Below are 12,171 nucleotides of genomic sequence, written 5' to 3' on the forward strand. Positions count from 1 at the left end.
GGCGATGTACGTGGCTCATATCAAGTCTAGAGTTGTCCGCTGATCTGATTCTAAAGAATTCATGGGTAAGCTCGGTAGAGGTAAATATTTTGACAAAAATTTTGCCCCTACATTATTTGGCGGCTTAGATATTGATTGGGAGTAGATTGATTTGCCTGAGTATTTTGTTGAAGTTCATTTTGATGACTGCCTAATTGACAGGGATGGAATAAAGCAGGTTGGGGTGGTTCTTGTGCGAAACGCTATTTCTACTGAGTTGAGAGTGGGCCATACCCCAAGTCAGATGAGTGATGGGAGTAGCCGGGGATTAGTATTGGTGACGAAGTTACAGCGTATCGTAGTAATTAAACCCTGTTGGGCAAAAGGTCCAGTCTGCTAGAAACACTAAAATGATAGAGGTATGATAATCATTTTTTGAATCTGGGCACTACTTGGTTTCTAAGGAAACGGAAGAACTCATCGTGGTCTATTGACCAGCGAAGCGGCCTTTACAGACCACTTCGCTCAACAGATCGTTCAAGATTTTAGTTACTGCGGAATTGCACCCAGGACGATTTGATCACCAGAAAAACTGCCTTTTTGGGTCAAAAGAAATCTACCGTCTCGGCTCATCGCCGGTCTCGCAAGCGCGGTGACGGCAGAAAGCCCGTTGACGACAAAGCTACGGTTTTGTGTTGCGCGATCATAAACAAAGTGATCACCATTATTCAGATAGGAAATGCGCCGTCCTTCAGCATCCATCGTGGGCTCGGTTCCGCCATCGTTTGTGATTCGCGTCATTTCCAGCGTGGTGCGATCGAACATAAACACATCGGCTAATCCGTTGTTGTCACCCAAGACGATGTTTGAACTCGAGGAGGAAAAAACGATTTTTGAGCCGTCTGCCGACATTTGAGGAAATCGGCCGCCCGTAGGGGTTAGAGAAGTATAGGACCGACTGATTAACGTATAGCGATTGGTCGCGCGATCCAAAAGAAATACGTCCATTGTACGCTCGGCAGTGTCTCCCGGTACCACGTTACTTGCATTAGTCTCAAAGACAACGAAACGACCGTTGCTGCTAACAGATACGTTATCCATTAATGCATTGCGCGGGATTCTATTGCCGTCAAACCCTGGTGGAAGAATGTCAAACGCTCTACCGGTTTGAAAATCGTAGAAAGAGATGCCCTCATCCAGCATCGCGAGGTATCGGCCGTCGTCGCTATATTCAAACTCACGAACATTAAGCCCTGGGGTTAGAATGCTGAAATCTTTCGTAATGAGATCGCGCATTGTGACGCCGTCTCGGCTCATATATACCAAGAACCGCCCGTCGGGTGAGAACGCTGGTTGTACGGATTCTGCCTGGTGGAATGAACCATCGCTATTCTCGTTTGCGTAGAATGTACGGTTATTTATCCTATCCCGAACACCAATATGAACATATCGGTTGTCTGACACGGGAGGAGGCGTGACACTTGGGTCGAGGTTTAGCGCAGTTGTAACGAACGCCGCGGTCAAGCCATCAGGACTTATAGCGGGGAAAAAACTGTCGTCGTCTCCCTGTTCTCCTAGACTGTTGACGCTCAATACCTCCTCGCCCTTGATGTCAACAACGTGAACGTTCCCCCAATCTGTGAAGATTTGGAAATCGTGGACTGTACCCAAAAATCGAAGGCGAAATTCATGCTCGCCCGGGGCGTCAATGGAAAGCTCATATGTTGAGATGCTGGCATCTAATGTAGTGATGGTGGAAAAATCCGCCTCGACAGGAGCCCGTATTTGTAATTCTTTACTGGTAAATGGACTGGCTGGATCGGGGTTTTCAAGGGTTAAGGTAAATCTGCTACCACTGGACACAGAGGCGGGACCGCTTACGCTTGGGCCTGCCCCTGTTTGAGCGTGAACACCCATAATGTTAAAGCTAATGAAAAAGATAAAGCACTGAACGACAGATGAACGACTTAACATGCTAACGATACTCCCATAGTAAACAGCATGTGACTAATTTTTCTCCGTGCTGCGAATGGTATCATGGGGGGAGACGCTATGTGAGGTGAGGTATGCCACTTGCTTTGTTTAGACGTCACAAAATGGCGCGATGCTACGTTCTTTGAAATATTTCTCATTTCACAAAAACTCTGTAAGAATGTGTTGCAATGCGACGTTTAATAGTGATGTTAGTAAGTTCTGGGGACAGTTTATCTAACTCCACTAATCTCCTGCTTTGGCCAGTGACGGGCTTTTATATTTAGGCGAGAGGAGGCGCCTTAGGTGAGCGCTATCAGGTGCTGTGCAAGCAGACTTAGACTTTAGGAAACCCTTGATGAATGAGTCAACACTACTACTGGCGAAAATGATGGCCCCCTATCTCCTTGTAACGGGGTTAGGATTTTTTCTGTCCAAAGATTTTTATGTAAGAATGTTAAACGAATCTGACCGTGCCCATCCCGTGACGATTAATTTATCGGGAATGGTGCACTTCTTTATCGGTATGGCCGTTATTCTCGTCCATCCCTTGTGGGGCAGCTTGCTGGAGGTGATTGTCAGCCTGATGGGCATCGGCTTTATGCTGAAAGGCGCGCTGTTGATAGCGATACCCAAGGTGATTATGAAGTCCAACAACGCCACCGTTGCCCGACTTCCCAAAGTGGGAGCCGGCTTTCTGGCTATGAGTGCCTACCTCGCCTACGCCGCATTTTTCGCTGCCTGAGCTGCTGACTGGCAAAAGTTTAAGTCCCGACTGAAGTTACCGCTTGGGTCGGAGTCCGCGCTGTCGACCGGTCAAGTGGCCTGAAGTTAGGTCCCCGCACCGTGCCGCCGGGAGAGGCGCCCTATGGAAAGGGAGTGGCGCCGTTCTAGGGGGACGCAACTGGAGTTACGTCCCCGCACCGTGCCACTGGAAGAGGTGCCTTTAGAAAGGGGAGTGGCACCATTCTAGGGGGACGCAACTGAAGTTACGTCCCCGCACCGTGCCGCCGGGAGAGGCGCCCTAAGGAAGGGGAGTGGCACCAGTCTAAGGGGACGTAACTGAAGTTACATCCCTGCACCTTGCCACTGCGAGTAGTACCACTGCGAGTAGTGCCATTCCAGACAATCCCTACTTTTCTGCTTCCGTTCCCCCTCTCTGCGGGACCCAAAAATCGCAATGCAAAAAAATTTGTCCGGTGAGGGAATAAAACCCGCCGGCGCCCGTTTACCCAGTAAGAGACCCGATATTGTCTCACTCACGGCCGCTTAGGCGGGTTTTATTCGTATATGGGAGTTACTGTGATGGAAGTCAAATTGCGAGATGGTGAACTTAAAGCAGCCAAGGTTTCATTTGCCTGTCGGCGGGTGAATTTACAAAAAGCGCGCCTGTTGCTGCGTGAACCCTATAGCCCCCAAGCCGGCGATGTCGTGCTGGCGGAGATCGAGCGAATCGGTCAACACAAGCGCATCGAACTGGTCAATGGCCGCCGCGCGCTCCTGGCCGAAGGCGACCGGGTGATTCTGTCTTACGGCAACCGCTACGCCCCCGATCAATTCGAGGGCCTTGTACCTCACAACCTGGCCGTGTGCGATATGGTCGCCGCCGGAGGCATCGCCGCCACGGCCGTGGCGCGCAATCTGCGCATGGACCCGGCCACCCGTATCCGGCCGCTGGGAGTGCTCGCCGACGCCCAGGGCCGGGTGCTGAACCTGGCTGACTTCAGCCTGCCCGCAATGTCAGTCAAAGGCACTTTGCCGCCCGTGTTTGTGGTCTGCGGCACCTCGATGAACGCCGGTAAAACCCATGCCGCCTGCAGCCTGGTCACGGGCTTGAGCGCCATGGGATACCGGGTCGGTGCCACCAAGCTGACCGGCACCGGCGCCGGCGGCGATGTCTGGCGCATGATCGATGCCGGTGCCAGCAAGGTGCTCGATTTCACCGACGCCGGCCTGCCCTCGACTTACCTGGAGGACCCGCAGACATTGATCGAGGCGTCCGAGTCGCTACTCGCCAATCTGGCGGCGGCCGATGTCGACGTGATTGTCGCTGAGATTGCCGACGGCCTCGGCCACGCGGAAACCTGCGCGCTGTTGGAATCGGAACGCCTGCAGGCGCACACCCACGGCGTGTTGTTTGCCGCCGGTGATTCCCTCGGTGCCAGCGCCGGTTTCAACTGGCTGCTCGAGCGGCAACTGCCGGTACTCGGCATCAGCGGGGCGCTGACACTGTCGCCACTGGCGATTCGCGAAGTGCGTGCGCTGGTGCCGGTGGAACCCATCACGGCCCAGGAACTGGCCTCGCCCAGAGACTTGCGCACGATCCTGCCGGGCGAGGTATTGCCCTCGGCCATGATTCAAGCCCAGGTCAAGGCCATACCTGCCGCCGCGGTGATGTTGCCGGCGAACAGTGCTGAAATTTGCGGGCCGAGTGTTCAGTAGCGGCGCGCGGGTATAGGGACTGTTGGGGGTAGAGTCATGCAAAAGTCAAAGCGCGTTGAAAAGCCACTACCGATTTGGCAGGGCCGGCGCCGGCTGTATCTGGCCGGGCTGGTGGCCATGGGTATTGCCCAGGCGGTGGTGATTCTGGGGGTGGGGATGCTGGTGGCCCGGGTGTTCACCCGCATCGGCAACTCCCCCGACACCGGCACGGTGGCCGATGTCGCCCTGCCGCTGGCCCTGATAGCGGTAGCTGCAGTGGTACTGGCAGTGCTGCGCTGGGCGGAGCGGGTTTGTGCCGAGCACCTCGGCCAGGACTATGTCGTGCAAATGCGACTGCGGTTGTTCCGGCACCTGCTGCGCGCCAACCAACGGGTGGCGCAGCGGTGGTCTCACGGTGCCATGATGCTGCGGTTTGTGACCGACTTGAACGGCCTGCGCCGCTGGGTGGCACTGGGGTTGGGGCGGCTGCTGGTCATTGTCACCACGGCGGTGGTGGTGCTCGGTGCGCTGACTTACCTGCAGCCGATGCTGGCGGGCCTGATTGCGGCGGTGTTGTTGATCGGTTTGTTGATCGGCGGCTTGATCGGATCGGGATTGCCCGCGCCCACTCGCGCCGCTCGCAAATACCGCGCGCGTCTGGCCGCCACGGTTAATGATCGGGTCAGTACCGTATCGACCGTGCAGGCTTACCTGCAGGAGCAACGGGAAATGCGCCGGGTGCGCCGCCAGAGTAAAGACCTGTACCGGGAGCTGTTGGGGCGTGCGCACATACTGGGTTTTCTGCAGGGCGCGCTCGAAGCCACCGGCGTGCTCGCCACCGCCGCGCTGTTGATCGCCGGCCTCGGGCTGGTGGGCGAGGGGCGCCTGACCGCCGGCGATATCGCCGGTGGCATGACCCTGACGGGGCTGCTGTTGTCGCCGCTGCGCGATCTGGGGCGTATTTTTGACTACTGGCAGCAGTGGCAGATTTCCCACGAAAAGATCGCCGGCTTTATGCGTTTGCCGGCGCGCCGTCCCCGTACTGCGACGCCGGCGGCCGTCGATATTCCGCCGGAGGGACCGGGTCATCTGCGAGCCCGCGGCTTTGCCATCGACGGGTTGCTGGAGCCGTGTGATTTTGACATCGAAGCGGGACAGCATATCGTGCTCGAAGGCGCTAACGGCGTCGGCAAAACCACGCTGTTACTCACGCTTGCCGGGGTTTTGCCGCTGCAGCGAGGGTCGCTGGAACTGGACGGCTGTCCGCTCAGCGCCTACGGCGATATGGCGTTGCGCCGCGCCGGTATCGGCCTGGTGTCGCCGGACCTGGGCCTGATGCGCGGCTCGCTGGCCCGCAACATCACCTATGCCAACCCCGGTGCCAGTGAGCAGGAGATCGCCGCCGTTATCCGCGATTGCGGGCTGGCGGAACTGGTCGAGAGTCTGCCCGGTGGATTGAAGACACGTCTCAGCGAAGGCGGCAAAAATCTCTCGCTGGGCGAACGCAAGCGCGTGATGCTGGCGCGCACCTTACTGATCGGACCGCGTCTGCTGTTACTGGACGAAATGGATGCACACCTCGACAGCCAGTCTTTAAAACTTATCGAAGCCGCGTTGGCGCACTTTCAAGGCACTGTTATTGAAGTCAGCCATAGCCACCGGCTTTCCCTGAAAAAACGCCAGCGGCGCTGGCTTCTGCAAGAGCGCCGACTTAACGAAATTACCAATGATTCCGTGGAGGACTTATGTTAATTGCACAGAGAAATTTTCGCAGCGTTATTCGCACCCTGACCGCCGTCGCGGCCTGCAACCTTGCCGCAACTGCGCCCGCGCTCGCCGGCTTCAAGGACGGCCGTGTCGAAACTGAGGTTGGCGATCTCAAGGTGCGCCTGGACGGCCGCTTTATGTACGACGGCCTGCTCGATTCCAGTTTGCCCGCCGCCGACGAAAACAACGCCGACTGGCGCCGTGCCCGCCTCGGGTTGCGCCTGAACTGGGATAACGACTGGCGCTTTCGCGCCAGCGCCGACACTCTCGACGATGAGGTCAGCCTGCGCGACCTGCGGGTGGAGTATCGGGGCTGGCCGGTGCATCTGGCACTGGGTCGTATGCAAGAGCCGTTCGGTATGTCGGAAAACGAAAGCTCCAATAATCTCGGGCTAATGGAGCGCCCGCTCGCCACGGTGCTGGGGCCGGACTTTAGCACCGGTGTGCGGGCCAATACCCGCGGCAAAAACTGGGGGCTGACCATGGGTGTATTCGGGCCGGATATCGCCGGGCTGAAAATTACGAACGACGATGAGAACGCCGACGAGTCTATCAACGCCCGCGCCACCTACCGGCCGTTGCGTACCCGTCAGGTACTGTTACACCTGGGCGCCTCGGTCAGCCATCGCGAAACCGAGGGGGGTGTGCGTTTCAACTCGAGGCCGGAAAGCACACTGCTGAGTGGGCTGAATATCTCGCACCCGCGCATCGAGGACGCTGACCAGTATGGACTTTACGGTCTCGAGTTTGCACTGCGCAACGGGCCGCGATTGCTCAAGGCAGAATATATCGCCGCTGATGTCGATCGCGATCTGGGCGCCGCCGCCCAGTTCGACGGCTACTATGTCGAGGGGAGTTGGGCGCTGACCGGCGAGCGTCGTCGCTACAGTGTGCGCAACGGTGTGTTTGGCGGTATCGATCCAAAACGTCCGGTGACTGACGGCGGTCTGGGCGCCTGGGAAATTGCCGCCCGCTACAGCCGCTTGAACCTGCGCGACGCCGATATCGATCTGGATGGCGATATCGACGGCGAGGACGGGGAGGTGACTTCCCTGGGGTTGAACTGGTATCCGGTGCGCAATGCCCGTGTCATGGTCAATGCCCTGCGTATCAGCGAGATAGGCGGCAGCAGCACCGATAAGGAGAACGCGGTGCAGATTCGGGCACAGTTTTTCTTCTAAAAACCGGCGCCACCCGCTACAGTGTCCCGATCAGGATGATAACGGGGCACTGACCGATAGTGGCGCGGGGCTATCTGAACATGCAAATCAGCACCGCCGACCCTTGGGATTGACAGACAGATTTGAGGATAGATTTATGAACGTTTTCCGCAAGCACACTGAATTCTTGGCGATCTGCCTGGCCGCCGCCGCGCTGGCGCAACCGGCGTTCAGCGACTTCAGCGCCGAGGTCAGCGCCGGGGTGGAATATGACAGCAATATCTCCGTGGAGCGGCTGGATATCAACACCACAGAAAGTGATTATGCGGCCCTTGTGGATCTCGACCTGGACTATAAATTGTCCCTGACCAAGGCGGTGAAGGTAACGACCGGCTACAGTTTTTCCCAGAGCCTGCACCAGGACCTGGACGATTTCGATGTCCAGACGCATTTGTTCTCCGCCGGTTTGAGCAGCGATTTCGGTCGCACCACAGCGGGAGTGAACTATTATTACGCGGATTCATCGCTGGGTGGTGACGGTTTCCTGACGTTGCAGCAGGCCAGTCCTTATATCAGCCATTATTTTACCAAGCAGGTTTTTTTGCGCTCAGCTTTTACTTACACGGATAAAGACTTTGACGGCCGTCCGGCGCGAGATGCGGATGCCGCCGCACTCGGTGCCGACCTGTACTATTTTATTGACGGTTCCAAGCACTATGTCTCTTTCGGTTACAAGTACGAAGATGAGGACGCCAACACCGACCGCTTTGATCACGACAGCCAACAACTGCGACTGCGCTGGGTCAAACGGCTGGATATTCTGGGGAAGGAATCGAAACTGAAACTGGGGTGGCGCTACGAGCAGCGCGACTACGATGCCATCGACTCCGCCGGTACCCGGCGGCGCGATGACGATCGTCACCGCTGGGAGGCGGAACTGGAGTTGCCCTTATCCAAGCAGAGTTACCTGGCGCTGGAATATCAATACAGCGATTACGAGTCGACGCTGGCCGCCGCCGATTACACCCAACATATGGCGCGGGTGCGTGCTGGTTATAAATTTTAACCGGTCAATTGGGACTTTCCTGCTCAAGCACTGCCATCGCCAAAAGTAAGCACCCGGATCGAGACCGTGTTAGTTAAGGGCACCAAAACCTGCTCGAGGTAAAAGTTTTCATTTGTCGAAGCACTAACTGATTGCCACTGCGGTTTACTGTCGCCGCAGTAATCCGACAAAGTGCAACAGCTCCCGGAGATTACACAGGCACACAATGCCTAGGGCGTATCGATTTGAATCAAACCGTGGCCGTAGATATCGTCGTGGCCCGGTGGGCCAAGGTCCTGGGCGGTGCGGAAGAGATGATCGAGCAGTTGGCGCTGATCGGGCCGGTTATTGCCTTTTTGTTTTTCCGCCGCCAAGGCCCAGGCCAGGCCGGCACTGACAAACGGAACCGCCAGCGAGGTGCCGGAGGAATAGGTGTAGCCGGCGTCGGCATCGGCGTGTTGCACTTCCACCCCCGGTGCTGCCAGGTCGATATGGAGACCGCGGTTGGCCATGTAGTAAACCTGCTTTTTATCGGTTACTGCTGTCACCGCCACTACGGAGTCATAGGCGGCCGGGTACAGCGGCCGGGCTACGGGGCCGGCGTTACCAACCGCCGCCACCACGATAATGCCGCGCTCGTGCAGTTTTTCCAGCGTAGCCTGCAGGAGACCGTTGCCCGGTCCGGTCAGGCTCATATTGATGATCTCAACGCCGGTTTGCGCCAGCCAGTCGAGACTGAGAATCAGACTGGTCACCAGCGCGCTTTCCCCGATTTTGGGTTGCTGGTGAAACACGCTGGCGGAATAGAGTTCGATGTCCGGCAGCAGGCCGCGATAGTGTCCCGAGCGGCCGCAGAGAATCGAGGCGATAGCGGTGCCGTGTGCGGCCGGCGGGGCAATATCGGTGCGCACGAAAGCCTTGCTGGTAATACGCGCATGGCTGAGCGTTTCATGGCTGGCATTGACCCGCGAATCGACCAGACCGACTTTGACCGAGGGCACGGACAGTTCAGGTAGCGCCAGCAGCGCATGGGGTTGCTGGCGGGTATCACGAGGTTGCATTATCCTGCGGGTGGGGTTGGGTGTCGCTTCCGGTTTATAGCTGTATATGTGGTTATAGTCGACCACCAGGTCGTCTTTTGGCAGCGCCGAGTGGGCGAGGTTGCGAATCTGGGCCAGGTCTTTGTCCCCGGGGTCTACCACTTCGACCAGCACCATATCCAGAGCTTTCAGTTTAGAGACCTTGGCGATCTCAAGGCCCAGTCGTCGAAAGGCTTCCAGGGACTGTTTATCGATCATAATGACCCAGGCATCGCGCGCGCGCAGAAAACCCTGATCGTCAGGGACTAATTCCGGTGCGGTGTCGAGCACCGTGTTTTCGAAGTCGTCATCGTCTTCATCATCATCGTCGTCGTCGTCGTCGTCGTCGTCGTCGTCATCGTCATCGTCATCGTCATCGTCATCGTCATCGTCGTCGTCGTCGTCGTCGTCGATTTCGCCGTCGTCGTCCTCGTCGTCGATTTCTACGTCATCATCGACTTCTTCATCGTCATCGATATCGTCGTCATCACCTTCGTCGAGATCACCTTTGTCGCCGGTTAGATCATCAAGATCGTCGTCGAGGTCGTCATCAATGTCGTCGTCGAGGTCGTCATCAATGTCGTCGTCTAGGTCGTCATCGAGGTCGTCATCGAGGTCGTCATCGAGGTCGTCATCGATATCATCCTCCATCGCATCCTCGGTGTCGTCGTCAAGGTCGTCGTCCAAGTCGCTTTCCAGGCGATTTTCCAGATCGACTTCCAGGCGTTCCTGGAGATCGTCTTCCACATCATCTTCGAGGTTATCTTCCAGTTGATCTTCGAGGTCATCTTCCAACTGGTCTTCGAGGTCATCTTCCAACTGGTCTTCGAGGTCGTCTTCCAACTGGTCCTCGAGGTCGTCCTCCAACTGGTCCTCGAGGTCGTCCTCCAACTGGTCCTCGAGGTCGTCTTCCAACTGGTCCTCGAGGGCATCTTCCAACTGGTCTTCGAGCTCATCTTCCAACTGGTCTTCGAGCTCATCTTCCAACTGGTCTTCGAGGGCATCTTCCAACTGGTCTTCGAGGGCATCTTCCAACTGGTCTTCGAGGGCATCTTCCAACTGGTCCTCGAGCTCATCTTCCAACTGGTCTTCGAGGGCATCTTCCAACTGGTCCTCGAGGTCGTCCTCCAACTGATCTTCGAGGTCGTCTTCCAGGTTGTCTTCGATCTCCTGCTCGATTTCCTCTTCTTGGGCCCAGGCGGTAGGGATCAGGCCCAGACCCTGATCTGCGCCGATATGGCGGTGAAAATACACCAAAAGTCCCAAAAAAACGTAAAGAGTTAGCTTTTTCACTGTCATTTCGATAGGCTACCACCCGGTGTGGGAATATGAATAGTAACCATTGGCCGTCGTATAATAAATGGCCGGGTCAACAATTAATTCCTCTTTGGAGGGAATAAAACAAGCTCTGGCGCGTTTACCAATTAACAGGTCGCATAAATGACACAAGCAGTAGGTGAGATTAAGGCGGTAATTTTGCAGGAGCTGCCGAGGTTGCGTCGGTTTGCCTTCTCTCTCACCGCCTCGAAAGCCGATGCCGATGACCTGGTGCAGAATGCCGTCGTGCGGATGCTCAAGGCGGGTCTGCCGGCCAATGCGGAAGTGGTGCCCTGGATGTTGCGAATTTGTAAAAATCTGTGGATCGACGAGATACGCTCCCGCGAAGTGCGGGTAAAGGCCGCCGATGCCATCAGTCTGGAAAGCGACACCCAGGTGCAGCAGGGCGAACAGCAGATTCAGGGCCGCCTGGATTTACAGCGGGTGGTGCGGGCAATGACGACGCTGTCGGACAACCAGCGTCTGGCCCTGACCCTGGTCGCTATCGACGGTATGAGTTATGCCGAGGCCGCCGAGGTGCTGGACGTTCCGGTGGGAACCATTATGAGTCGCGTGGCGCGCGCACGGGAAAGCTTGCAGAAGCATTTCCAACATCAAGCGGAGGAAATGACACCATGAACGACGACGATAAACGTTTGCTGTCGGCCTACCTGGACAAACAACTCAGCCCCGAGACAACGGCGGAACTGGAGCGGCGTTTGGAACAGGAGCCGGAACTGAGGCTGTATCTCGATCAAATCGGCGCCACCGATGAAGCCCTGTATGCGGCGTTCGACAGCATTAATGACGATCCGCTGCCGGCGGGCCTCGAGCAACTGCTGGCACAAGAGGAGCCGGCGCCGGTGCAGTCTGCCACTGTGACGTCTATCGCATCGCGTCGTACCTCCGCCGATGGCACTGCTACCGCTGTGACATCCTCCTGGTGGTCCTGGCCGGTGGCTATGGCGGCCTCGGTGGCCATGGCGTTGGGGGTTTTTATCGGCATGGACATGCCGTCATCCGAACTCGGCAACCCCATGTTGAGCCAGACCCTGCAACCCTCCGATGCATTGGTCCGCATATTGAGTGCCAGCCCCTCGGGCACGTTTGTACAGGCTGACAATCAGGCCCAGTTCGATGTGCGACCGGAATTATCGTTTATACACAATGACGGCAGCTTCTGCCGGCAGTACCGTATCCAGGACAGCCAGCAGGCATTTGTCGGTATCGCCTGCGCTGTCGACCAACAGTGGGAAAACCGGTTGCTGGCGCCGTCCAGCCCCGTTCCCGAGGACCAATACCTGCCGGCCTCGGGACCGGCGATACCGGAGGTACTGCACCAGTATCTCGGCAGTCATATAAAGGGTGTGCCCCTGGGTGGAGAAGAAGAACAGGCGCTGTTTGAGCAGTTTGCGAACTGAATGGCGGCCGA

9 protein-coding genes are annotated in these 12,171 nt (G+C 56.9%); 7 read left to right on the forward strand and 2 right to left on the reverse strand.

All coding sequences use genetic code 11. The features are described from left to right. Nucleotides 1–528: 528 nt before the first annotated feature. Nucleotides 529–1,953, reverse strand: coding sequence for a TolB-like translocation protein (locus FKG94_RS01380; protein WP_142902384.1), 1,425 nt, complete (start codon nucleotides 1,951–1,953; stop codon nucleotides 529–531). 355 nt (nucleotides 1,954–2,308) lie between these two features. Between FKG94_RS01380 and FKG94_RS01385 the strand changes: the two genes are divergently transcribed. The 5 genes from FKG94_RS01385 to FKG94_RS01405 all read left to right on the forward strand — a co-directional run bounded on the left by FKG94_RS01385 (nucleotide 2,309) and on the right by FKG94_RS01405 (nucleotide 8,364). Beyond that, entirely contained in the window at nucleotides 2,309–2,695 is a 387-nt protein-coding gene (locus tag FKG94_RS01385; RefSeq protein WP_142902385.1) for a hypothetical protein, read from the forward strand. Nucleotides 2,696–3,252: 557 nt separating this feature from the next. Further along, entirely contained in the window at nucleotides 3,253–4,392 is a 1,140-nt protein-coding gene (locus tag FKG94_RS01390) for a P-loop NTPase family protein (RefSeq protein ID WP_142902386.1), read from the forward strand. A 36-nt stretch (nucleotides 4,393–4,428) separates the two neighbouring features. After that, nucleotides 4,429–6,123, forward strand: coding sequence for an ABC transporter transmembrane domain-containing protein (locus tag FKG94_RS01395; RefSeq protein ID WP_142902387.1), 1,695 nt, complete (start codon nucleotides 4,429–4,431; stop codon nucleotides 6,121–6,123). Beyond that, nucleotides 6,117–7,319, forward strand: coding sequence for an OprO/OprP family phosphate-selective porin (locus tag FKG94_RS01400; protein WP_142902388.1), 1,203 nt, complete (start codon nucleotides 6,117–6,119; stop codon nucleotides 7,317–7,319). Before FKG94_RS01395 ends, FKG94_RS01400 begins: the two co-directional genes overlap by 7 nt. Nucleotides 7,320–7,455: 136 nt before the next feature. After that, on the forward strand, nucleotides 7,456–8,364 hold the full coding sequence (locus FKG94_RS01405) for a surface lipoprotein assembly modifier (RefSeq protein ID WP_142902389.1): 909 nt from the start codon (nucleotides 7,456–7,458) through the stop codon (nucleotides 8,362–8,364). Between the two features lie 209 nt (nucleotides 8,365–8,573). On the opposite strand, the gene FKG94_RS01410 is transcribed toward FKG94_RS01405, so the two are convergent. Beyond that, nucleotides 8,574–10,715 (reverse strand): S8 family serine peptidase, encoded by a 2,142-nt coding sequence (locus tag FKG94_RS01410; protein WP_179957430.1) that lies wholly within the window; start codon nucleotides 10,713–10,715, stop codon nucleotides 8,574–8,576. A 147-nt stretch (nucleotides 10,716–10,862) separates the two neighbouring features. Here FKG94_RS01410 and FKG94_RS01415 point away from each other — a divergent pair, with 147 nt between their 5' ends. Together FKG94_RS01415 and FKG94_RS01420 are read left to right on the forward strand one after the other, a co-directional pair. Further along, nucleotides 10,863–11,378 (forward strand): RNA polymerase sigma factor, encoded by a 516-nt coding sequence (locus tag FKG94_RS01415; RefSeq protein WP_142902391.1) that lies wholly within the window; start codon nucleotides 10,863–10,865, stop codon nucleotides 11,376–11,378. Beyond that, the gene (locus FKG94_RS01420; protein ID WP_142902392.1) at nucleotides 11,375–12,160 is read left to right on the forward strand and encodes an anti-sigma factor family protein; all 786 of its coding nucleotides are present in this window, start codon (nucleotides 11,375–11,377) and stop codon (nucleotides 12,158–12,160) included. Before FKG94_RS01415 ends, FKG94_RS01420 begins: the two co-directional genes overlap by 4 nt. The last annotated feature ends 11 nt before the right edge of the window (nucleotides 12,161–12,171 follow it).

The sequence above is a fragment of the Exilibacterium tricleocarpae genome (assembly GCF_007004655.1).
GTDB lineage: Bacteria > Pseudomonadota > Gammaproteobacteria > Pseudomonadales > Cellvibrionaceae > Exilibacterium > Exilibacterium tricleocarpae.